The organism is Streptomyces sp. NPDC017520, from assembly GCF_044329855.1.
In the GTDB taxonomy this organism is placed as follows: Bacteria; Actinomycetota; Actinomycetes; order Streptomycetales; family Streptomycetaceae; genus Streptomyces.
This window is the reverse complement of the sequence record NZ_JBIRKB010000017.1, coordinates 110,889-133,243: the sequence shown is the minus strand read 5'-3', so window position 1 is coordinate 133,243 and position 22,355 is coordinate 110,889. Positions and strand designations below refer to the sequence as shown.

Below are 22,355 nucleotides of genomic sequence, written 5' to 3'. Positions count from 1 at the left end.
GGAGGGAGGCATCATGCCTTCCCGCCCCGCCCGCCGATTTCCCGGGCGTCGCGTCAGACGCGGCGGTGGCGGCCGTAGTACTCGCCGGTCGTGCGGTGGAATTCCGTGTCGCCGATGTGCTTGTCCTTGTCGAATTCCGGAGAGTCCTTGACCTGGTCCTTGGTGAGGTCGATGTAGACCTTCTTCTCGTCGCTGTCGATCCGGCTCACCGTGCCCGCCGGGAGCAGAACGTGCTTGCCGAAAATCCATACGCCGGTGTCGACCACCAGATACGAGGACGTGACATCGTCGGAGTGTTTGTCGACCTTGCCGATGCTGCCGTCCGTCGCCTCGACCTTGTAGCCGATCAGATCAGTACCGGCGGTGTGGCCGACATGCGGCTGGTAGCCCCACAAGTTCTCGCTCATGGAAAACTCCTTCGTTCGTATGGACAAGGAATAAACGTATTCAGGGCGGCGCTGCCGAAACCGGTCGCTCTCTCGCTCCCGTCCCGGCGATCCACCCTCTGCCTCAGCAACCGTTGATCAGCCTCGTGCCCCGGACCATCCGGCATACGCCCGCACAACCAGTTGTTTTCCACCCCGATTTCAGGGAATCCGAGCAACCTGCACCAGGCCGGCCCGCGGGCCTCGTTGACTGACTCCTACGCTCAGGGCTGTTCCGTATCGAGGCTTGCCTTTCCCGATGCCGGGCACACGGACGACACGAATCGAAGGAGTAACTCCCATGCTGGGTATAGCAGCCGCAGTACTGTTCTTCGTCGCGTTCCTCATCAACGCCGCCGGCATTTCCACCAACGACGTGTTCGCGTCGGGCAATGTGATGCTGCTCGGCCTCGTGCTCCTCGCCCTGCACGTCGCGGGCGTGGGCGCCGGAAGCCGGATCGGCGGCTCCCGCAGGCGCTGAGTCACCCGCGGGCGCCACGGGCCCCGGCCTCGGCCCCGGCTCCGGCCCCAAAGGAGAAGGCACACCGAAGGAGACGGCACACCGATGGAGAAGGCACACCGATGAACGACGCATCGCAGGACGACACGGGCACGCCCACCCCTGAGGAACTGCGCGAACAGGTGGAGCGAACGCGCGACAGGCTCGGGCAGACCGTCGAGGCGCTCGCGGCCAAGGCCGACCTCAGGGGGCAGGCGAAGAACAAGGCCGCCCTGGTGAAGGAGCGGGCCGCCGTGAAGGCAGGGACGGCATCCGGCCGTATGCGCCACCTGACGGAGCAGGCCGCGCAGCGGGTGAAGGACGGGACACCCGACGCCGTGCTGGAAGAGACCGCGCGGGTCACCGCGCAGCTGCGTGAGCGCACGGCGCGCGCCGGCCAGTACGCGGCGGTGAAGGCTCCCGAACCGCTGAGGGAAAGGGCGGAGCGAGCCGCGACGGCTGTCCGCGCCCACCGCGCCCCGCTCCTCGCGGGCAGCGCCCTGCTGGTCGCCTTCCTGCTGGTACGCCGCAGCCGTGGACGCACCCGATGAAGGGGGCCAAGATCGCCTACAAGCCGGTCGGCCTGGTCCTGGGCGCTGTCAGCGGGATGATCGCGGGCGCCGCCTTCAGGCAGACGTGGAAGCTCATCGAGGGCGAGGGCGACGCGCCCGACGCTCTCGACGAGGGTCGCCCCTGGGGACAGATCCTTCTCGCCGCCGCCGTACAGGGGGCGGTCTTCTCCGTGGTCAAGGCCGCCGTCGAACGCTCGGGTGCCCAGGTGACCAGGCGCGTCACGGGCACCTGGCCGGCGTGACCCCCGGGGCTGACCGCCGCCCGCGCCCCCGTCAGTCGGACTGCGGCGGCTGGTACGCGGCCTGCCGGGCGGCCAACGACCCGTTGAAACGGGTGAGCAGGGCGCAGAACGTGTCCCGCTCCTCCTGCGACCAGCCGTCCGTCACCTGGGACATCAGCTCGCGCCGCGAGGCCCGGACCTCTTCCAGCCGGGCCTGACCGCGCGGCGAGAGCTGGAGCACGACGGCCCGGCCGTCCTCCGGATGCGACGTGCGTTTCACCAGACCGGTGTCGACGAGCGGCGCGACCTGCCGCGTCACCGTCGAGGAGTCGATGCCCATCCCGGCCGCCAGCGCCTTGACGCCCATCGGACCTTCCCGGTCCAGCCGGTTCAGCAGCAGGTACGCCGCCCGGTCCATCGAGTTGCGGACCTGGCCGACACCGCCGAGGCGGGTCTGCTCGGCACGGCGGGCGAAGACCGCCACCTGGTGCTGGAGCGAGTCCAGCAGGCGGTCGGGGCCCGGGTGTTCGGGGGCGGCGCCCCCGGAAGGAGACGCAGCAGTCGTCATGTCCTGAGGGGGCATGGCCGGGGGCTCTCTTCGTGCGGTGTCGGATGGGTGGGGGACAGAGTACGCGGCCCCGGGGCAACGCGTACCAGTGCCGCACAAACCTGCGGACACCACCGCAGGCCGCCATGAGACAAGTCTGCCGCGCCCGGTCGGAGCTGCAAGACTTGCGGTCATGAGCTTCCGCGCGACCGCCCGCCACCCGGCCCTGATCCTCGACGACGTCCGGGGCGCGCAGAAGATGCTGTCCGGGGTGGCGCGGGTGACCGCCCTGGAGGGCAGCCGTCATCTGACCGAGCTGGTCGGCTCCCCGGTGCACCTCAAGTGCGAGAACCTCCAGCGCACCGGCTCCTTCAAACTGCGCGGCGCCTACGTCCGGATCTCCGGCCTCACCCCGGTGGAACGGGCGGCCGGGGTGGTCGCCGCCAGCGCCGGGAACCACGCCCAGGGCGTGGCCCTGGCCTCGTCGCTCCTCGGCGTACGCTCCACGGTCTTCATGCCCGTCGGGGCGCCCCTGCCCAAGGTCGCCGCGACCCGGGAGTACGGGGCCGAGGTGCGGCTGCACGGCCAGGTCGTCGACGAGACCCTCGCCGCCGCCCAGCGGTACGCGGAGGAGACCGGCGCGGTCTTCATCCACCCCTTCGACCACCCCGACATCATCGCGGGCCAGGGCACCGTCGGGCTGGAGATCCTGGAGCAGTGCCCCGAGGTCCGCACGATCGTCATCGGCATCGGCGGCGGCGGGTTCGCCGCAGGGGTCGCCGTCGCGGTGAAGGCCCTGCGCCCCGACGTCCGGATCATCGGCGTCCAGGCCGAGGGGGCCGCCTGCTACCCGCCGTCGCTGGCCGCCGGGCACCCCGTCTCCCTCGACTCCCCGGCCACGATGGCCGACGGCATCAAGGTGGGCCGGCCCGGCGACGTACCGTACCGGTTGATCGAGGAGCTGGTCGACGAGGTCCGCACGGTCAGCGAGGACGAGCTGTCCAGTGCCCTGCTGCTCTGCCTGGAGCGGGCCAAGCTGGTCGTCGAACCGGCCGGGGCCAGCCCGGTGGCGGCGCTGCTCAGCGATCCGAAGGCCTTCCGGGGGCCGGTGGTGGCCGTGCTGTCCGGCGGCAACGTCGACCCGTTGCTGATGCAGCGCATCCTGCGGCACGGGATGTCCGCCGCGGGCCGCTACCTGAGCCTGCGGCTGCGCCTCACCGACCGCCCGGGGGCGCTGGCCGCCCTGCTGGCCGCGCTGACCGTCGCCGACGCCAACGTCCTCGACATCAGCCACGTGCGCACCGACCCGCGCCTCGGCCTGACCGAGGCGGAGGTCGACCTGCACCTGGAGACCAAGGGGCCGCAGCACTGCGCGGAGGTCGAGGCGGCGCTGCGGGCCGAGGGCTTCCGGGTGATGGGCTGAGGAGGCCGCACGGGCGGACCCATCGCGCGCCGGGGGCCCGGCAATACGCCCGTTCACCGGGCGGTGGCGGCCCGCCGATCCTAGGATCGGACCGGAAGGCCGCCACCGGCGACACCATCACCATCCGCGAGTGACGGGGGAGCCCCTCCATGCCAGGTGCGATCCACGCCGAAGGTCTGGTGAAGACCTTCGGTGACGTACGTGCCCTCGACGGCGTTGACCTCGACGTCCCCGAGGGCACGGTCCTCGGACTGCTCGGCCCCAACGGCGCGGGCAAGACCACCGCCGTACGGGTGCTGACCACACTCTTGCGCCCGGACAGCGGCACGGCGTCCGTGGCCGGGATCGACGTACTGAAGAAGCCCAACGAGGTACGCCGTTCGATCGGGCTCTCCGGACAGTTCGCCGCGGTCGACGAGTATCTGACCGGCCGGGAGAACCTCCAGATGGTCGGGCAGCTCTACCAGCTGAGCGCCCGGGACGCGAAGGCCCGGGCAGGCGTCCTGCTGGACCGGTTCAACCTCGGCGACGCCGCCGACCGCACCGCCAAGACGTACTCCGGCGGTATGCGCCGGCGCCTCGACCTCGCGGCGGCGCTCGTCGTGTCGCCGCCCGTGATGTTCATGGACGAGCCGACGACCGGCCTCGACCCGCGCAACCGGCAGCAGCTCTGGGACGTGATCGAGGACCTGGTGGCGGGCGGCACGACCTTGCTGCTGACCACGCAGTATCTGGAGGAGGCCGACCGCCTCGCCCACGACATCTGCGTCATCGACCACGGCAAGGTCATCGCCCGCGGCACCTCCGACCAGCTCAAGGCCCGCACCGGTGGCGAGCGCGTCGAGGTCGTCGTGCACCGCCCGGACGAGATCGAGCGCGCCCGGTCCGTCCTGACCGCCCTCGGCAAGGGCGAGGTCGCCGTCGCCCAGCTCTCCCGCAAACTGACCGCCCCGGTCAGCGGCGGGGCCAAGCTGCTGGCCGAGATCATCCGCGACCTGGACGCCCAGGGCGTGGAGATCGACGACATCGCCCTGCGCAGGCCCACCCTGGACGACGTCTTCCTCTCCCTCACCGGCCACGCGGCCGAGGTGCGCGAGAACGGGGACGAGGAGCCCGACGGAGCGGAAGCGGAACGTTCCCGCGGCTCCCGGAGCAAGGAGGACACCCGGTGAGCGCGACCGCCAAGGACGCCCCCTCGTTGGTCCCCCGCCCCGCCGGGGGCATCACGCAGTCCGTGAAGGACTCCCTCGTCGTCGCCAAGCGGAATCTGATCCGGATGACCCGGATCCCCGAGATGGTGATCTTCGGGCTGATCCAGCCGATCATGTTCGTGGTGCTCTTCACCTACGTCTTCGGCGGTTCCATCAGCATCGGCGGCTCGACCGACCCGCAGCTGTACAGGGAGTTTCTGATGGCGGGCATCTTCGCCCAGACCGTCACCTTCGCCACCGCGGGCGCCGGCGCCGGCATCGCCGACGACATGCACAAGGGGCTCATCGACCGCTTCCGGTCGCTGCCCATGGCCCGGGGCGCGGTCCTCACCGGACGGACGCTCGCCGACCTCGTCCAGACCACGCTCACCCTCGTCGTGCTCGCGGGAGTCGCCCTGATCGTCGGCTGGCGCACCCACGAGAACCTCGGCAAGGTGCTCTGCGGCTTCCTGCTGCTGCTCCTGCTCGGCTACGCGTTCTCCTGGATCGGAGCGCTGATCGGCCTGTCCGTGCGCACCCCGGAGGCGGCGACCTCCGGCGGCCTGATCTGGCTGTTCCCGCTGACGTTCATCTCGAACGCCTTCGTGCCGGTCACCGGCATGCCCACGTTCCTCCAGCACGTCGCCGAGTGGAACCCCTTCAGCGCCACGGTGGCCGGGGCCCGCGAGCTCTTCGGGAACACGATGCCGGGCGTGCCGAAGTCCGTCACCGGGGCCTGGCCGATGGAGCACCCGATCCTCGCCTCGGCCATCTGGTCCGTCCTGATCATCGTGGTCTTCCGCACCCTGGCGGTCCGCAAGTACCGCTCGGCCGCCGTCTGACGCCCGCCACGCGACCCCACGGAGGTAACCATGGCCAGCACACCGGACGCCCCGGCCACCGGTCTGCCCGGCGCCCCGCCCGTCGTCGACCTGGCCACCTGGCAGGCCGCCCGGGACGAGCTCCTGGTCCGCGAGAAGGCCCACACCCGCCAGGGCGACGCGCTCGCCGCGGCCCGCCGCCGGCTGCCGATGGTGGAGGTCGACGGGACGGCCGAGGTCGTCGGAGCCGAGGGCCCGGTCCCGTTCCTGGACCTCTTCGAGGGCCGCCGGGAGCTCGTCGTCTACCAGCACATGTGGTACGACGGCGCACCGCACCAGGGCCAGTGCGAGGGTTGCACCGACGCGGTCTGGCACATGAAGGACGCCGTCTACCTCAACGCCCGGGGCGTCTCGTTCGCCGTCCTGACCACGGGAACCCGGGAAGAGGTGGCCGCCTTCACCGCGTTCATGGGCTACACCCAGCCCTGGTACTCGGTGCGGGGCCTGGACGCGCCGATCGGCGGCGAGATGGGACACCTCGCCTGCTTCCTGCGCGACGGCGGGCGCGTGTTCCTCACCTACTCCACGACAGGCCGCGGCATCGAGGCGGCCAACGGCTCCTTCGGCCTGCTCGACCTGACGCCCTACGGCCGTGGCGAGGCGTGGGAGGACCGGCCCGATGGCCGGCCGGCGATCGGCAGCGTCCGCGACGGCTATCCGGGCGAGGGCGGCCAGGTCTGCTGGTACTGGCGCACCGACGCGGACGGGGCCGCGAGCTGGGGCCCGGCCAGCCGTCCCACCCCGCAGTGGACCCGCCCCGGCGTGACGCCCGAGAAGACCCTCGGCCGCACCGGCGACTGCTCCTGACCCGTCCGCGGGAACGGCCCGCGTGTGGACGGCGGGGCAGGGAGCCCGGGCCGTACGGCGCACACGACGCGGGGGAGCCCCGCCCGTACGACGCACACGACGCACGGGAGCTCCGCCCGTACGACGCACACGACGCACGGGAGCCCCGGCCGTCCGTGGCCGGGGCTCCCGTGCGTTGTGTGCGTCGTGATGCGGCCGGATCAGCCGCTGTAGGGCTTCGCCGCCAGGATCTTCACCGAGGCCGTCTTGCCGTTCGGCAGCTCGTAGTCCGCGTCGTCGCCCGTGCGCTTGCCGTTCACACCGAGGCCGAGCGGGGACTGCGGGGAGTACGTCTCGATCTCCGTGCTGGCGTACTCACGGGAGGCGAGCAGGAAGGTCAGCGTGTCGCTCTCATCGCCGTCGAAGGCGATCGTGACGACCATGCCGGGCTCGACCACGCCGTCGTCGGCCGGCGCCTCGCCGACCTTCGCGTGTTCCAGGAGCTGGGTCAGCTGGCGCACCCGCAGCTCCATCTTGCCCTGCTCCTCCTTGGCCGCGTGGTACCCGCCGTTCTCCCGGAGGTCACCCTCCTCACGGGCCGCCGCGATCTTGACGGCGATCTCCGTGCGCGCGGGACCAGACAGGTGCTCCAGCTCGGCCTTGAGCTGGTTGTACGCCTCCTGCGTGAGCCAGGTGACGTTTTCGCTGGTCTGGGTCACAGGTGCTCCTCGTCGGTGCTGGGAAGTGCTGGGAATACAAAGCATCGCCCTACCCAGAAGCATGTGCCTCTGCGGGTGGGCGAAACCACGAGCCTAACAATTCCGCAGGAAAAGGGGGAGAAGGTAAAGCGCCACACCCCTCATACGGTTGATGTGACCCGTATCGTCGCAGGTCACAGGGGGTGTGGTGGGGTTCAGCCGGTCGGGCCGTCGTCGGCGGTGCAGCCCATCGGCTCGACCGCGGTCGCCCTGGACCGGGTCACCACGGTCACGACCTCGTCGATCCGGTCCTCGGCCCGGTCGAAGCGGACCTCCTTGCGGCCCACCTCGGAGCCGTCCTCGCTGAGCGCCCGCACCACGCAGTAGCCGTGGCCCTCGCGGTCCTTGCGGACCTCCAGGTGGACATCGGCCCGGGCGTCGGAGACGACCTTGAACTTGATCATCTCGGCGCTGATGCCCTGGCCGCCGACGTAGTCGAAGCCGATCCAGCCGATCACGCCGAGCAGGGCGACGCCCAGGACCGATCCGACGATCCTCAGCTTGCGGTCCGCGCGCTGATCCTCGGTCCGGCCGTACCGCCCCTCGGGCAGGGCCTCGCGAACCGTCGTCATGATCGTTCCCTCCGGACCGGGCATCGAGGAATTTTCCGGCCCCTCGTTCAGTCACTATAGAAGCCGCCCGCCCGGCGTCCGACCGCGCCCCACACCGATACCGCGCGGGCACGGCACCTCTTGAGACAGAGACCCGGACCGGCTTCGACAGCGACCCGGACCGACCTGACCGACCCATGATCGACCAGAGCGACCAATGACTGAGGATCGAGCTTTGACTGAGCAGCTGCGACTGATGGCCGTTCACGCCCACCCCGACGACGAGTCGAGCAAGGGCGCGGCCACCATGGCCAAGTACGTGTCCGAGGGGGTGGACGTGCTGGTCGTGACCTGCACGGGAGGCGAGCGCGGCTCCATCCTCAACCCGAAGCTCCAGGGCGACGCGTACATCGAGAAGAACATCCACGAGGTGCGCAAGAAGGAGATGGACGAGGCCAGGGAGATCCTGGGCGTCCAGCAGGAGTGGCTCGGTTTCGTCGACTCGGGGCTGCCCGAGGGCGACCCGCTGCCGCCGCTGCCCGAGGGCTGCTTCGCCCTGGAGGACCCCGAGGCCGCCGCGGGGCGCCTGGTGGCGAAGATCCGCGCGTTCCGGCCGCAGGTCATCACCACGTACGACGAGAACGGCGGCTACCCGCACCCCGACCACATCATGACGCACACGATCTCGATGATCGCGTTCGACGGTGCGGCCGACGCGGAGCGGTTCCCGGAGGACGAGTTCGGCCCCGTCTGGGAGCCGAAGAAGCTCTACTACAACCAGGGCTTCAACCGGCCGCGCACCGTCGCCCTGCACGAGGCGCTCCTCGCCCGGGGCCTGGAGTCCCCGTACGGCGAGTGGCTGGAGCGCTGGGAGGAGTTCGAGCGCGTGGAACGCACGCTGACCACGCACGTTCCCTGCGACGAGTTCTACGAGATCCGCGACAAGGCGCTCATCGCGCACGCCACGCAGATCGACCCCGAGGGCGGCTGGTTCCGGGTCCCGATGGACATCCAGCGCGAGGTGTGGCCCACCGAGGAGTACGAGCTGGCGAAGTCTCTGGTCGATACCTCCCTCCCCGAGAGCGACCTCTTCGCGGGCATCCGCGACAATGCCTGATATGTACGCGACCCAGGCACTGACGCACCTCGTCCCGCTCGCCGCCGAAGAGCTCGACAAGAACAAGGTCACCCCCGGCGTCCTCGGCTTCCTCGTCTTCGCGGCGCTGGCCGTCGGCGTGTGGGCCCTGATGAAGTCGATGAACCGCCACATGGGCAAGGTCGACTTCGAGGAGGCCCCGGACCCGGACGCGGTGGCCGCCGAGCCCGCCGCCGACGGGGCGGCCGCACCCCGGAAGTAACCCGCGCCGGAGCCGCGCGTACGGGAAGGGCGTCCGGCCCCGGTGCCGGACGCCCGTCGGCCCGTGACCGAACGGGCGCCGGTCTCCGGCGTCCGCGCAGGTCCGTCTGCCCAGGTCCGTCCGCCCAGGTCCGTCCGCCCAGGTCCGTCCGCCCAGGTCCGTCCGCCCAGGTCCGTCCGCCCAGGTCCGCCCGCGCAGATCCGCCCGCGCAGGTCCGCCCGGTCACGACCGCCCCGTCGTCACGGCCGTGTTCTGGCGGGCGTGTCGTCAAGGCCGGGCCGGCTCCAACGTGACGCCCATGATCTGGCCGGCGGCGCGGGTCGGGGTCAGCCCGAGCCGCCACGCCTGCCAGCCGTCCTCCAGGTCCACGCCCCGCTCCAGGGCCACCGCGAACGCCGCCGCCGACTGCTCCAGCTTGCCGTCCCGCGCCGGGTGCCGGCCCTCGATCAGCTCGGCCAGCTCCTGCTGCGCCACCACCGTGCCCACCTCGCTGCCCCCGGGCGAGGCGTACGGCAGCAGAGTGCAGCGCAGGAACCGGGCCCAGTCGCCGCCCCGCGCGTCCCCGTACGAGGCGAACAGCTCCGCCGCCTCACCGCACAGCGCCAGCGCCTGCGGCGCACGCCCGTTGCCCGCGTCGATCAACGCCAGCTCCACGCACGCCCACGCCTCCCCGTACGGCACCTTGATCCGCCGGAAGTCGGCCCGCGCGTCCATCAGCAGCTGCCGGGCGAACCCGGAATTGCGCAGGTTGCCCGTCTGCGCGGCCCGCTGGTCCCGGGTCACCCGGCCCGAATGGTGACGGGCGCACGCCAGCCCGTACACGTCCCGCATCCGCGAGAACATCGTGCGGGACCGCTCCAGTTCACGCACCGCCTGATCGGTGTCCCCCTCCTCCTCCAGCGCCTGCCCCAGGTAGTACAGGGTCCAGGCCTCGCCCCGCGCGTCCTCGTTGTCCCGGTGCCGGTCCAGCGCCTCGCGCAACTGCTCCAGGGCGGCCCCCGGATCTCCGTCCAGCAGCCGGGCCCGGGCCAGCTGGGTGAGCGCCCACGCCTCGCCGCGTCCGTCGCGGGTGCGCCCGTACAGCTCCAGGGCGGTGTTCAGCGCCTCCTCGGCCGGGGCGACCTCGCCGCTCCGCAGCCGCACCTGCCCCAGCTGGAACTGCGTCCAGGCCTCACCGTGGAGCGACTCGCCCTCCCGGTGCAGCCGCAGCGCGTCCGCCAGCAGGGACAGCGCCCGCGCCAGCTCGCCCCGGTCGCGCTCCACGGCCGCCAGGGCGTGCAGCGTCCACGCCCGGTCCTCGGCCTGCGCGCCGGACGACTGGAGCGCCAGCGCCTCGCCCGCGTCGTTCTGCGCCTCGTGGTACAGCCCGACGACCGAGGACAGCGTGGTGCGGGCCTTGTCCAGCTCGCCGAGCTGCCGGGCCGCGATACCCGTACGCCACTGCACCGACCGCTCCAGCAGCCCCTGGTCCACGGCCTGCGTCAGCTCGCTGATCTCACCCAGGCGGTACAGGTCGCCGCGGAGCAGGCAGTAGTCGCACAGGGCGCCCAGCAGATGCAGCACCGTCGCCTGGTCGACGCCCTCCGTGTGCCGCAGCGCCGCCGTGATGAAGCTCGACTCGTCGTCCAGCCAGCGCAGCGCCGAGTCCAGCGAACCGAAACCGTGCGAGCCGAACTGCCCGGCCCGCGTCGACATCTTCCCGTCGACCATCCGGATCACCGCGTCGGCCAGCTCCGCGTAGTTCGTCAGCAGCCGCTCCTGAGCCGCCGCCCGCTCGGCCGGCACCTCCTCGTCCACCAGCCGGGCCAGCGCGAACGCCCGCACCAGATCGTGCAGCCGGTAGCGCGACCCCCGTACGCGGGTGAGCAGCCCCGCCCGGGTCAGCACGGTGAGCAGCCGCTCCGCCTCCTGCTCGTCCGCCGCGAGCAGCGCCGCCGCCGCTGCCGCCCCCAGGCTCGCCCGGCCCGCCAGCGCGAGCCGCCGCAGCAGCCGCCGGGCCTGCTCGCCCTGGTCCGTGTAGCGCAGCCACAGGGCCCGCTCCACCGGGTCGACCGGACCGTAAGCGCCTGGGGGCGGCCCTGCCGCCCCCAGGTCCTCCGCCAGCGTGTGCCGGCTACGGGCCCCGAGCGCGGAACCGGCCACCCGCAGCGCCAGCGGCAGCCCGCCGCACAGCTCCACGACGGCGTCCGTGGACGGGTAGTCGTACGGCCCGGTCTCCTCCTCCTCGGCGACCTCGCGCAGCAGCTCCTCCGCACCCGCCGCGTCCAGCGGGCCGACCGGCAGGTGGTGCACCCAGGCCGGCAGGTCCGCGGGCAGCTCCAGCGGCTCCCGGGCGGTGACGATCACCAGGCTGTCCGAGCGCTCCGGCACCAGGGTGCGGACCTGCCCGGCGTCCGTGGCGTCGTCGAGCACGATCGTGACCGGCGTCCCGGTGAGGTGCTGGTGGTACAGCTCGGAGAGCCGCCGCACCTGCTGCTCGGCCGAAGCGCCTTCCCTGAACAGCAGCTGCTCGCGCGGCGCGCCCAGCCGGTTCAGCAGGTGCCGCAGGGCGTCCCGGGTCGGCAGCGGGCTCTCGCCGGCGACCTGGCCGCGCAGATCGACCACGCACGCACCCCGGAACTGGTCCTTGAGCGCATGGGCGGCCCGCACCGCGAGCGCCGTACGTCCCGCCCCCGGCTCACCGTGCAGCACGACGACCGTCGGCCGGGTCCGCGTCGAGGCGCGAGCCGCGTGCACCCACTGGGCGATCCGCGCCAGCTCGGCCCGCCGCCCGGTGAACGGCCCCTCCGCTGTGGGGAGATGCCCGAAGGACTGCTCCAGCACCACCCGGGTGCGGGCCGCCGCGCTGCGGTCCCCGCCGCGCAACTGCCGCCCCACCGGGGCGGTCTGCTTCTTCGGGGTGCGCGCGGCGGGGGTCAGCATGCGCTGCTGGTCCAGGTACGGGCGGATGCCCCGTACCTCCAGGGCGGTCAGCCACTGGAGCCGCAACTGCTCCGCCCCGCCCGGCTGTCCGGCCGCTCCGGCGCGGCGGTGCGCGGCCGGCCAGTGCGAGGCGGTCGCCCTCGCCACGGTCGTCGCCGTGCCGGCCACCGCGACGGCCGCGCCCGCGCCGAGCGCCAGGCCGGTGGTCGCACCGAGCGCCAGATCCGCGCCGAACGCGGCGGCTGCGGCAACTCCCGTCACCAGCAGCGGCGTTCCGAGCGTCGCTCTGCTGAAGCGCTCCGACAGCGGGCGCTCTCCTGCCGCCACCGCGTCCAGCGCCCGCGTGTACGCGGCGTACTCCTCACCCGCGCCGGCGGCCATGGTGTCGAGCGCGGCCCGCGCCCGCGACATCAGCGCACCGGCATCGGTCCGTCCGCCGGTGCGCCGCGTCTCCTCCTCCACGGCGCGCACCAACAGCCTCTCGGCTTCCGCCCGATGGCTGTCCCGCATATGCGTCCCCCTCCGAGTGCCGCGCTCCGGACCTCGGTTTCCGGAGCGTCGGATAGCAAGCGTCGGATACCGAGCGTCGGGGTCAAGTGTCCTGCGTGGGGCGCTCCGGCGCGAGGGGTGCCGGGCAAGGGGAGAGTCAAGCCGTGGGCCGGCGCCGCACCTCTGCTGCTCGCCGTCGCCCTCCTCCTCGTCCTCCACCGGCAGCCCCAGGGCGAGCCGGGCCTCCCCCACGCCCCCGGACGCGTCCTCGTCGCCGTCGACGTCCCAGCGCTCGTCGAACTCCGTGAGGGCTCTCGACACCGAGCGGAGGTCGACGGAGAGGACGTCGAGCCGGTTCGCGAGCGCGGTGGTCGGGCCGCGAGCCCGTGCCGGGAGGCCGGGGCAGTAGGAGGGTGGTCGACTGGCGACCGTCCTTCCTGACTCCGGGGCCTCCGGCCTTTCCGCGCCGGGGCTGGTCCTCGGGATCGTCGCGCTCGTTCGGACCCCTTGACGGCAAGCGCGGTAGGGGGCTCGCGGACACGAAGTCCTCGCAGAGGGCTGGGGCGCCCCGGAGCGGCCGACCGCCCAGCCTCATCCCCCGTAGTTGCGCAGCAGCTCGATCATGTGACGGAGCTTGGGAATCGCGTCGTCGCCGACCTTGTCCTTGTCGTTGAAGTGCATCAACTCATTTCGAACCAACCGCAGTTCATCGAGGTGGGCCGTGAAGGACCTGCGGTCCAGCGGCCAGCCGAGCGTGTTCCACTGCTTCTCATTGCTCAGCACCCGTTGGTAGTCGCCGTAGGACATCTGACCGAAGGAAGTGAGGCCGCGGAGTCCGTCCGGGTCGCAGAGCTTGATCACCTCCGCAAGGACGAGGCCCTCCGAGATGATCCGACGCAGCTGCCGATCGAGATCACCGATGAGCAGGAACGGCCGGGCGGTGGCTCCGTATTCGGCTGCCACGTCGGCGATCGTGATGATCCCGGCGATCTGGTTCGTCTGGTCCCGCACCAGGAGGAAGCCGTGCTGCTCCAAGTAGGGAAGGACGTCGATCAAGTGATCGGCATAGCTGACGGCGTGGGCTTTGGTGATGGCTCGGGTGAACGGAGCCCCGCTGTCCGTGTGACGGGCCAGGGCGACGGATTCCCAGGTGACGGCCCCCTGGAGGTTCCGCGTTCCGTTCAGCACGGGCAGTTGCGAGTACCCGTTGAGCTGCATCTTGGTGAAGACTTCCTCGAAGCTCGCGGATGAGGTCACCGACACCACGCCCCTGAGCGCCGAGGGCAGGTTACCGACCGTCTGACCCTGGATCGGTTCACCCTCTCCCTCCTCGTCGCCGGAGGCCGCCGACCCCGTCGCACGGGTCGTCCTCGGGGTCTCCTTCTCCGCCGTCGCCTCCTGCTCGGGCGTTTCCTCCTCTTCCTCCACGCCCGCGAGGGCCACGGGGGGCCCGGTCAACGTGACCCGGTCGTCGATGCCCACCGCGGCGAAGTCCGGCACGGTGGACAGCCCGTGGTTGGCCAGCTCGGCGGCTATCTGCTCGCTGACCAGATAGCCGCGTCGGGATGCTCCCCACCAGCCCAGCAGATCGCGGACGGTGAGGGCGACAGGACTGTCCGCGTCGGCCTGCTTCCGGGCCTCCTTCAGCCGGGCGTGCGGACCTGCGGAGCCGTCCACCGCGGGGCCGCCGGGAAGAGGCGGCTCCGCCACCGAGTCCAGGAGATTCTGTCTGAGAACGTCCAGCAGGGTACCGTCCTCCAGTTCCCAGGCGGTCCATCCGTCATAGGGGCCCCGCCCGGTGGCAGCCGCGGCCGCAGTGGAAGGGGATTTGAACCTGCGTCCGTCTCCCAGCTCGATCCTGCCGTCCGCGGTCACCCGGGCGAGGTGCGTCTCTTTGGATCGCCTTTGCCGGAAGGCGAGCTGTGTGCCCGCGTTCAGCAGTCCGGCGTCGACGAGGTCGGAGACCAGTACCCGTCTTCCTTCGAACAGATAGGAGGCTCGCCCCAGAGGTTCGTCCGTACCGCCGCCCTGCGTGGAATCAGTCATCAGTGTCTTCCCCCGGGTTGGTTCTGCCTCAAGACCGCCCGATCATCGCAGAAGCAGGCTCCTTGGCGTTGCGGAATTCTGCGGCCCGGCGAGGAGCGCACCGCTCTCGTTCACCCCCTGCGTCGCGGCGCGCCCACACGCGGGATCACACCTGCGTGGTGACGGCGCTTCCATGGCGGGGACCGCGTGCAACAGGTCGTATCCGTCGTCTCCGAGCCGGGCGAAACTACCTCGACGACCAGAAGCACGTGTTCGGGGCGGATGCGTCTGAGGTCGATGGTCTCCGTGGCGCGCGGGTGTCGCGGAGGCGGGTGCGCGAGGATTGGGACCATGGCCAACCGACTTGCGCAGACCACCTCCCCGTACCTCCGCCAGCACGCCGACAATCCCGTCGACTGGTGGCCCTGGTCGCCCGAGGCGTTCGAGGCGGCCAGAGAACGGGATCTGCCCGTGCTGCTCAGCGTCGGGTACGCCAGCTGCCACTGGTGTCACGTGATGGCGCACGAGTCGTTCGAGGACGAGACCGTCGCCGCCTACCTGAATGAGCACTTCGTGCCGGTGAAGGTCGACCGGGAGGAGCGGCCCGACGTCGACGCCGTCTACATGGAGGCCGTCCAGGCGGCCACCGGGCACGGCGGGTGGCCGATGACCGTCTTCCTCACGCCGGACGCCGAACCCTTCTACTTCGGGACCTACTTCCCGCCCGAGGCCCGGCACGGCTCGCCCTCCTTCCAGCAGGTCCTGGAAGGCGTGGCGGCCGCCTGGACCGACCGGCGCGAGGAGGTCGCCGAGGTCGCCGGGCGGATCGTCGCGGATCTGGCGGGGCGTTCGCTCGTGCACGGCGGTGACGGGGTGCCGGGGGAGCAGGAGACCGCGCAGGCGCTGCTCGGGCTGACCCGGGAGTACGACGAACAGCACGGCGGGTTCGGGGGCGCGCCCAAGTTCCCGCCGTCCATGGCGGTGGAGTTCCTGCTGCGGCACTACGCCCGTACGGGGTCGGAGGGGGCGCTCCAGATGGCCGCCGACACCTGTTCGGCGATGGCCCGGGGCGGGATCTACGACCAGCTCGGCGGAGGCTTCGCGCGCTACTCCGTGGACCGGGAGTGGATCGTGCCGCACTTCGAGAAGATGCTGTACGACAACGCGCTGCTCTGCCGCGTGTACGCCCATCTGTGGCGTACCACCGGGTCGGACGAGGCCCGGCGGATCGCCCTGGAGACCGCCGACTTCATGGTGCGGGAGCTGCGGACCGCCGAGGGCGGCTTCGCCTCCGCGCTGGACGCGGACAGCGAGGACGCCGACGGCAAGCACGTCGAGGGCGCCTTCTACGTGTGGACGCCCGCCCAGCTCCGCGAGGCCCTGGGCGAGGACGACGCCGCGTTCGCCGCCGCGTACTTCGGGGTGACGGAGGAAGGGACGTTCGAGGAGGGCTCCTCCGTGCTCCGGCTGCCGGGGGACACGGGGCCCGTGGACGCGGCCCGGCTCGCGGACGTACGGGCCCGGCTGCTGGCGGCCCGCGCGGAGCGGCCGCGCCCGGGGCTGGACGACAAGGTGGTCGCCGCCTGGAACGGGCTCGCCATCGCGGCCCTGGCGGAGACCGGGGCGTACTTCGACCGGCCCGACCTGGTGGAGCGGGCCACCGAGGCCGCCGATCTGCTGGTCCGCGTACACCTGGGCGAGGTGGCCCGGCTGACCCGCACGTCCAAGGACGGGCGCGCCGGCGACAACGCCGGGGTGCTGGAGGACTACGCCGATGTCGCCGAGGGCTTCCTCGCGCTGGCGGCGGTGACCGGGGAGGGCGCCTGGCTGGAGTTCGCCGGGTTCCTGCTGGACATCGTGCTGGAGCAGTTCACCGGCGAGGGCGGGCAGCTGTACGACACGGCTCATGACGCCGAGCAGCTGATCCGCCGGCCGCAGGATCCGACGGACAGCGCCACCCCGTCCGGGTGGACCGCGGCGGCCGGCGCGCTGCTCTCGTACGCCGCGTACACCGGGTCGGAGGCCCATCGGACGGCTGCCGAGGGTGCGCTCGGTGTGGTGAAGGCGCTGGGGCCGCGCGTGCCCCGGTTCGTCGGCTGGGGCCTCGCGGTGGCCGAGGCGCTGCTGGACGGGCCCCGTGAGGTCGCCGTCGCCGGGCCGGTCGGCGGAGAGCTGCACCGTACGGCGCTGCTGGGGCGGGCCCCGGGCGCGGTCGTCGCCGTGGGGGAGGGCCCGGGGGCCGGGGCCGAGTTCCCGCTGCTGGTGGACCGGCCGCCGGTGGGCGGGGAGCCGACCGCGTACGTCTGCCGGCACTTCGTGTGCGACGCGCCGACGACGGACGCGGGGGAGTTGGCGGCCAAGCTCGGCGGGTGAGGGCCGCACAGGGGTGAGGGGCCGGTCGTCTCGTGCGGCCGGCCCCTCGTGCGTAACCCCTCGGTGCTCATCCGTGCTGGTACGCCACCATCGAGATGCCCACGTAGTGCGCGATGAACGCCGCCAGCGTCAGTGAGTGGAAGACCTCGTGGAAGCCGAACCAGCGCGGCGACGGGTTCGGCTTCTTGATTCCGTAGATCACGCCGCCCGCGCTGTACAGCAGCCCGCCGACCACGACGAGGACCAGGACCGCGATGCCGCCGGTCCGCAGGAAGTCGGGCAGGAAGAAGACCGCCGCCCAGCCCATCGCGATGTAGCACGGGGTGTAGAGCCAGCGCGGCGCGCCGACCCAGAACACCCGGAACGCGATGCCCGCCGCCGCGGCCGCCCAGACCGCCCACAGCAGGGGCCGGGCGGTGGACTCGGGGAGCAGGAGCAGCGTCAGCGGGGTGTAGGTGCCCGCGATGATCAGGAAGATGTTCGCGTGGTCCAGGCGGCGGAGCACCGCCTCGCCGCGCGGCCCCCAGGTGCCGCGGTGGTAGACCGCGCTGACACCGAACAGCAGGCAGGCGCTGAGGATGTAGACGCCGCAGGCGATCCGGCCCATCGTGCTGTCGGTCAGGGCGATCAGGGTGATCCCGGCGATCACCACCGCCGGGAACATTCCGGCGTGCAGCCAGCCGCGCATGCGCGGTTTGACGGGGACGGGGTCGAGTACGACGGGGCCCGGGGGCGTGGAGCTAGCGGCGTCGTCAGTCATATCCGCATGCTACCTACGCCACCGTAAGTAGTGGATTTGGGGCGCAAATGAGTGGCGATGCTCACGTGTGAGCCCCCCTGGACATATGGGCGCAACGGTCGGATGATCAAATGAGTGCAGTCGGCACCGGATGAGCGCCAGGGGAATTCGAAGGGTACGAAGCATCCGGGTCGCAGCCCCCACGGGGCCCCTCGACAACTGACACCCTCAACTAGGAGCGATCGTGGCGCGCGACATCGCGGCTCCCCTCACTGTCCCCACCCACCACCAGGAGCTGGTCTCCTGGGTCGACGAGATCGCAGCGATCACCCAGCCGGACCGGGTGGTCTGGTGCGACGGTTCCGAGGCCGAGTACGAGCGCCTGTGCGGGGAGCTCGTGGCCAAGGGCACGTTCACCAAGCTGGACGAGATCAAGCGGCCCAACTCGTACTACGCCGCGTCCGACCCGAACGATGTCGCCCGCGTCGAGGACCGTACGTTCATCTGCTCCAAGGAGGAGAAGGACGCGGGTCCGACCAACCACTGGAAGGACCCCGCCGAGATGCGGGCCGTCTTCACCGGTGCGGACGGTGTCTTCCGTGGGTCCATGCGTGGCCGCACCATGTACGTCGTGCCCTTCTGCATGGGGCCCGTCGGCTCGCCGCTCTCCGCGATCGGCGTCGAGATCACCGACTCCGCGTACGTCGCCGTCTCCATGCGCACCATGACCCGCATGGGCCAGGCCGTCCTGGACGAGCTGGGCACCGACGGCTTCTTCGTGAAGGCCGTCCACACCCTGGGCGCTCCCCTGGCCGACGGCCAGGAGGACGTTCCGTGGCCCTGCAACACCACCAAGTACATCTCGCACTTCCCCGAGGACCGCGAGATCTGGTCGTACGGCTCCGGCTACGGCGGCAACGCCCTGCTCGGCAAGAAGTGCTACGCCCTGCGCATCGCCTCCGTCATGGCCCGCGACGAGGGCTGGCTCGCCGAGCACATGCTCATTCTGAAGCTCACGCCGCCGCGCGGTGAGGCCGAGGCCCCCAAGTACATTGCCGCAGCTTTCCCCTCGGCCTGCGGCAAGACCAACCTCGCCATGCTGGAGCCGACCATCCCCGGCTGGACCGTGGAGACCATCGGCGACGACATCGCCTGGATGCGGTTCGGTGAGGACGGCCGCCTCTACGCGATCAACCCCGAGGCCGGCTTCTTCGGCGTCGCGCCCGGTACCGGCGAGCACACCAACGCCAACGCCATGAAGACCATGTGGGGCAACTCCGTCTTCACCAACGTGGCGCTCACCGACGACGGCGACGTCTGGTGGGAGGGCATGACCGAGGAGGCACCCGCGCACCTCACCGACTGGAAGGGCAACGACTGGACCCCCGAGTCCGGCACGCCCGCCGCCCACCCCAACGCCCGCTTCACCGTCCCCGCCGGACAGTGCCCGATCATCGCGCCCGAGTGGGAGGACCCCAAGGGCGTGCCGATCTCCGCGATCCTCTTCGGCGGCCGCCGCGCCTCCGCCGTCCCGCTGGTCACCGAGTCCTTCGACTGGCAGCACGGCGTCTTCCTCGGGGCCAACGTCGCCTCCGAGAAGACCGCCGCCGCCGAGGGCAAGGTCGGCGAGCTGCGCCGCGACCCGTTCGCCATGCTGCCGTTCTGCGGCTACAACATGGGCGACTACATGAACCACTGGGTCAAGGTGGGCGCCGACAAGGCCGACCAGTCGAAGCTCCCGAAGATCTACTACGTCAACTGGTTCCGCAAGAACGACGCGGGCAAGTTCGTCTGGCCCGGCTTCGGCGAGAACAGCCGCGTCCTGAAGTGGATCGTGGAGCGCCTGGAGGGCAAGGGCGAGGGCGTCGCGTCCCCGATCGGCATCCTGCCGGCCAAGGGCGCGCTCGACACCGAGGGCCTGGACCTCTCCGAGGCCGACCTCGACTTCCTCCTCACGGTCGACAAGGAGGTCTGGCGCGAGGAGGCCGCCCTGGTCCCCGAGCACCTCAACACCTTCGGCGACCACACCCCCAAGGAGCTGTGGGACGAGTACCACGCCCTGGTGAAGCGCCTGGGCTGAGCCCCGCGCTCCCGCCGAACCCCGCGGCCGGGTCCGTCGGACATCCGCCCTGACCTGTGGGGCCGAACGACCCGCCGCGGTACGGGGCCTGTCGTAGCTCGCAGCCCGTAGCTCGCAGCCCGTAGCTCGCAGCTCGTGCCGACAGCCCCGGAGGGCCGTCCCCGACCAAGGACAACCCTCCCGGCCCCCGGAACCCCCTCACGGTTCCGGGGGCCGCCCCGTCTCCGCGGGAGGCGTGCGCCGCAGACCGCCCCCGCCCCGGTCCTCCAGGTACTTGGTGTGGGACCGCTGGCGCAGCTCCTCCGCCTCCCGCAACCCGTCCACCAGCCCCTGCGCCTCCCCGTGCAGCAGCGCCACCTGCCGCTCCAGCTCCTCCTCCGGAGCCCGCGCGCCCGGCGCGAGCCGCGTCCACCACCGGGTCCGCAGATACGCGTCGACGGACTCCGGAACGTCCCGGCGCACCGCCCGCGCCACCACGTGCACGCCCTCCGGGTCCTCCGCCAGCGCCTCCGAGGCCCAGCCGGGGGCGAGCAGCCCGTCCAGCAGGCCGGTCAGCGCGGTGAGCCGTTCCGTCGCGGCGGCCGGCAGGTCCACCCGGTCCAGATACGCCCGCAGGGTCACCAGGTCGGCCCGCAGTTCGTCCAGCCGGGACGAGGGGTCCTCGAACGCGGGGGCGGGCGGCCGGGGCGGCGGGGCGAGCAGCGCACCCGCCCCGTACAACCCACCGACGACCACCGGCCAGTACGCCCCGGCGAACCCGGCGAAGGTGAGGGCGAGACCGACGAGGGCCGCGGCGCCGCCGGTCAGATTCCGGGCCGACTCCAGATAGCCGACGACTCGGGCTGCCACGGACCGGCCTCGGCCCCGGCTTCTACTGGTAGCCACGGATCTCCTCGAACGCCGCGTCCAGCGAACCGGGACCCTTCTCCTTCGTCCCGTCGAAGAGCCGGCCGCCGGTCAGCGAGGCGATCGCCTTCAGCTCCGAGCGGTCGGAGTCGCCGAACACGACCGGGAACACCGGGGTGACCTGGCGGGCGGCGGGCAGCGCCCGGTAGAACGCCGCGAACTCCGCCGCCGACCGGCCCGCCGTGTTCTCGCCGTCCGTCATCAGCACGATGGAGGTGAACGCGGACTCGGTGTCCGGGCCGAGGTGGTCGTAGGCGGCGGCGAGGGACGAGTAGATCGCGGTGTCCCCCTCGGCGGTCAGCGCCGCGGAGTCCGCCCGGATCGCCGCCGGGCCCGCCTTCGGGTCCGCCGGGTCGACGGTGTGCGTACGGACCTGTTTGACGGTGGACCCGAACGGCAGCAGCGTGACCTGTTCGCGCTCCCGGAAGCCGGCGGTCAGCCCGTTGAGCGCGGACTTCAGCCGGGCCAGCCGCGCGCCCGCCATCGACCCGGAGGTGTCCAGTACGTACACGGTCCGCGACGGCCGCCGCAGCCGGTGCTCGTACGAGGACAGCAGCCCGTCGGCGACCGACCGCGTACCGGGGAACGGCAGTTCGCGGCGCTGCTCGGGGGAGAGCGGATCGGCGGGGCGCGCGCCGGCGACGACCGGCCGGCGCAGCGTCAGCGCGGTGATCTCCCGCTGCACGGCGGTGGACCGGAAGTGCTCGGTCAGGGTCCGCACGGCGTCCCGGGCGTCGGGCGTGGCCCCGGCGAGGGTGCTCAGCGGGTAGTCGGCGGTCACCACCCCGTCGCGGGGGCGGATCACCGTCAGCCCGGCGCCGCTGTCCCGGTTCAGGGACAGCAGAACCGACTCGTAGTTGATCAGCGCGTCCACCGTGGAGCGCCGGGCGTACGCGGAGGCCAGCCACCCCGAGGAGCCGGAGGTGAGCCGCTGCCCGGCGAAGAACTCCTTCAGCTTCGGCCCGGCCTCGCGGACGTCGGCGTCGGTGAGCGCCGCCTGCGCGCCGGAGAGCCCGGACGCCACCGAGATCAGCGCGGCGAACCCGGAGTTGGAGCGGCTCGGGTCGGTCATCCCGTACGTGAGGTCCCCCGCCGAGACGGCCCGGTGGACCTGCGCCCAGCTGACCGCCCCGGCATCCCAGCCGAGCCGCCGTACCGTCTCGGGCCGCACCCCGAGCGCGACCGGGGAGGCCATCAGCGGGGTCTCGGAGGCGATCCGGCGGGCGGCCTCCGGGTCGAGCCGCAGATAGTCGTTGGACGACAGCCACACCGCGTCGAACGCGCCGTCCGCCTTTCCGGACGCCAGGCGCTCCACGGCGTCCAGCGTGCCCGCCCAGGTGGGCCGCACGGTGATCCCCGTCGCCTCGCGCGCCTTCTCCAACAGGGGCCCCATGTCGCTGAGTTCGCTGGAGGCCAGCACGCGGACGGTCCCCGTCCGGGGCTGCCCGTCGCCGCCGCCCCGGCCGGTGCCCCGCCCGTCGTCCCGGTCCGTCGTGCAGGCGGCGAGCGGGGCGATCAGGGCCGCGGCCAGCAGCGGGAGGAGCACGCGCCGGACCGGGGAGCCCTTCCTCGGGCGGCTGTTCATGTGCGGTCCCCGTCCGGTGCTGCGT

20 protein-coding genes and 1 pseudogene are annotated in these 22,355 nt (G+C 72.0%); 11 read left to right on the top strand and 10 right to left on the bottom strand.

What is annotated here, in order from left to right:
• Window positions 1–53 precede the first annotated feature (53 nt).
• Entirely contained in the window at window positions 54–407 is a 354-nt protein-coding gene (locus ACH4KB_RS31205; RefSeq protein WP_398069271.1) for a PRC-barrel domain-containing protein, read from the bottom strand.
• Between the two features lie 319 nt (window positions 408–726).
• On the opposite strand from ACH4KB_RS31205, the gene ACH4KB_RS31200 reads away from it, so the two are divergent.
• From ACH4KB_RS31200 to ACH4KB_RS31190, 3 genes are all read left to right on the top strand, one after another.
• Window positions 727–906 carry a hypothetical protein gene (locus ACH4KB_RS31200; protein WP_398069269.1) on the top strand — a complete coding sequence of 60 codons (180 nt, stop codon included), beginning with the start codon at window positions 727–729 and terminating at the stop codon, window positions 904–906.
• A 101-nt stretch (window positions 907–1,007) separates the two neighbouring features.
• Window positions 1,008–1,475: a DUF3618 domain-containing protein gene (locus tag ACH4KB_RS31195; RefSeq protein WP_398069267.1), complete on the top strand. Its 468-nt coding sequence runs from the start codon at window positions 1,008–1,010 to the stop codon at window positions 1,473–1,475.
• Window positions 1,472–1,738, top strand: coding sequence for a DUF4235 domain-containing protein (locus ACH4KB_RS31190; RefSeq protein ID WP_398069265.1), 267 nt, complete (start codon window positions 1,472–1,474; stop codon window positions 1,736–1,738). Before ACH4KB_RS31195 ends, ACH4KB_RS31190 begins: the two co-directional genes overlap by 4 nt.
• A gap of 31 nt (window positions 1,739–1,769) precedes the next feature.
• Here ACH4KB_RS31190 and ACH4KB_RS31185 read toward each other — a convergent pair whose 3' ends face one another.
• Window positions 1,770–2,300: a MarR family winged helix-turn-helix transcriptional regulator gene (locus tag ACH4KB_RS31185; RefSeq protein ID WP_398069263.1), complete on the bottom strand. Its 531-nt coding sequence runs from the start codon at window positions 2,298–2,300 to the stop codon at window positions 1,770–1,772.
• A gap of 157 nt (window positions 2,301–2,457) precedes the next feature.
• Here ACH4KB_RS31185 and ilvA point away from each other — a divergent pair, with 157 nt between their 5' ends.
• The 4 genes from ilvA (at window position 2,458) to ACH4KB_RS31165 (ending at window position 6,565) form a co-directional block, all read left to right on the top strand.
• The gene (gene ilvA / locus ACH4KB_RS31180) at window positions 2,458–3,687 is read left to right on the top strand and encodes a threonine ammonia-lyase (RefSeq protein WP_398069261.1); all 1,230 of its coding nucleotides are present in this window, start codon (window positions 2,458–2,460) and stop codon (window positions 3,685–3,687) included.
• 149 nt (window positions 3,688–3,836) lie between these two features.
• On the top strand, window positions 3,837–4,859 hold the full coding sequence (locus ACH4KB_RS31175) for an ATP-binding cassette domain-containing protein (RefSeq protein ID WP_398069259.1): 1,023 nt from the start codon (window positions 3,837–3,839) through the stop codon (window positions 4,857–4,859).
• Window positions 4,856–5,719, top strand: coding sequence for an ABC transporter permease (locus ACH4KB_RS31170; RefSeq protein WP_398069257.1), 864 nt, complete (start codon window positions 4,856–4,858; stop codon window positions 5,717–5,719). The genes ACH4KB_RS31175 and ACH4KB_RS31170 overlap by 4 nt, the downstream gene beginning before the upstream one ends.
• A gap of 30 nt (window positions 5,720–5,749) precedes the next feature.
• Window positions 5,750–6,565 carry a DUF899 domain-containing protein gene (locus ACH4KB_RS31165; protein WP_398069255.1) on the top strand — a complete coding sequence of 272 codons (816 nt, stop codon included), beginning with the start codon at window positions 5,750–5,752 and terminating at the stop codon, window positions 6,563–6,565.
• A 200-nt stretch (window positions 6,566–6,765) separates the two neighbouring features.
• Here the strand turns inward: ACH4KB_RS31165 and greA are convergent, their stop codons facing one another.
• Window positions 6,766–7,263 carry a transcription elongation factor GreA gene (gene greA / locus ACH4KB_RS31160; RefSeq protein WP_398069253.1) on the bottom strand — a complete coding sequence of 166 codons (498 nt, stop codon included), beginning with the start codon at window positions 7,261–7,263 and terminating at the stop codon, window positions 6,766–6,768.
• Between the two features lie 194 nt (window positions 7,264–7,457).
• A complete protein-coding gene (locus ACH4KB_RS31155; protein WP_398069251.1) occupies window positions 7,458–7,874 on the bottom strand; it encodes a DUF4307 domain-containing protein in 417 nt (138 codons plus the stop codon).
• Between the two features lie 214 nt (window positions 7,875–8,088).
• Between ACH4KB_RS31155 and mca the strand changes: the two genes are divergently transcribed.
• Together mca and ACH4KB_RS31145 are read left to right on the top strand one after the other, a co-directional pair.
• Window positions 8,089–8,970 carry a mycothiol conjugate amidase Mca gene (mca, locus tag ACH4KB_RS31150; protein WP_398069249.1) on the top strand — a complete coding sequence of 294 codons (882 nt, stop codon included), beginning with the start codon at window positions 8,089–8,091 and terminating at the stop codon, window positions 8,968–8,970.
• Window position 8,971: 1 nt separating this feature from the next.
• On the top strand, window positions 8,972–9,211 hold the full coding sequence (locus ACH4KB_RS31145) for a hypothetical protein (RefSeq protein ID WP_398069247.1): 240 nt from the start codon (window positions 8,972–8,974) through the stop codon (window positions 9,209–9,211).
• 267 nt (window positions 9,212–9,478) lie between these two features.
• On the opposite strand, the gene ACH4KB_RS31140 is transcribed toward ACH4KB_RS31145, so the two are convergent.
• The 3 genes and pseudogenes from ACH4KB_RS31140 to ACH4KB_RS31130 form a co-directional block, all read right to left on the bottom strand.
• Entirely contained in the window at window positions 9,479–12,643 is a 3,165-nt protein-coding gene (locus tag ACH4KB_RS31140; protein ID WP_398069245.1) for a tetratricopeptide repeat protein, read from the bottom strand.
• Window positions 12,644–13,213: 570 nt separating this feature from the next.
• Entirely contained in the window at window positions 13,214–14,668 is a 1,455-nt protein-coding gene (locus ACH4KB_RS31135) for a CBS domain-containing protein (RefSeq protein ID WP_398069243.1), read from the bottom strand.
• A gap of 200 nt (window positions 14,669–14,868) precedes the next feature.
• Window positions 14,869–14,955: pseudogene (locus ACH4KB_RS31130) on the bottom strand (Uma2 family endonuclease); the annotation flags it as partial.
• A 43-nt stretch (window positions 14,956–14,998) separates the two neighbouring features.
• Between ACH4KB_RS31130 and ACH4KB_RS31125 the strand changes: the two are divergent.
• The gene (locus tag ACH4KB_RS31125; RefSeq protein WP_398069241.1) at window positions 14,999–17,020 is read left to right on the top strand and encodes a thioredoxin domain-containing protein; all 2,022 of its coding nucleotides are present in this window, start codon (window positions 14,999–15,001) and stop codon (window positions 17,018–17,020) included.
• Window positions 17,021–17,087: 67 nt separating this feature from the next.
• Here the strand turns inward: ACH4KB_RS31125 and ACH4KB_RS31120 are convergent, their stop codons facing one another.
• Complete coding sequence (locus tag ACH4KB_RS31120) at window positions 17,088–17,780, bottom strand: hemolysin III family protein (RefSeq protein ID WP_398069239.1); 693 nt, start codon at window positions 17,778–17,780, stop codon at window positions 17,088–17,090.
• A gap of 223 nt (window positions 17,781–18,003) precedes the next feature.
• On the opposite strand from ACH4KB_RS31120, the gene ACH4KB_RS31115 reads away from it, so the two are divergent.
• On the top strand, window positions 18,004–19,839 hold the full coding sequence (locus tag ACH4KB_RS31115; protein ID WP_398069237.1) for a phosphoenolpyruvate carboxykinase (GTP): 1,836 nt from the start codon (window positions 18,004–18,006) through the stop codon (window positions 19,837–19,839).
• Between the two features lie 198 nt (window positions 19,840–20,037).
• On the opposite strand, the gene ACH4KB_RS31110 is transcribed toward ACH4KB_RS31115, so the two are convergent.
• On the bottom strand, window positions 20,038–20,688 hold the full coding sequence (locus tag ACH4KB_RS31110) for a hypothetical protein (RefSeq protein ID WP_398069235.1): 651 nt from the start codon (window positions 20,686–20,688) through the stop codon (window positions 20,038–20,040).
• Window positions 20,689–20,710: 22 nt separating this feature from the next.
• Window positions 20,711–22,330 (bottom strand): substrate-binding domain-containing protein, encoded by a 1,620-nt coding sequence (locus ACH4KB_RS31105; RefSeq protein ID WP_398069233.1) that lies wholly within the window; start codon window positions 22,328–22,330, stop codon window positions 20,711–20,713.
• Window positions 22,331–22,355: the final 25 nt, after the last annotated feature.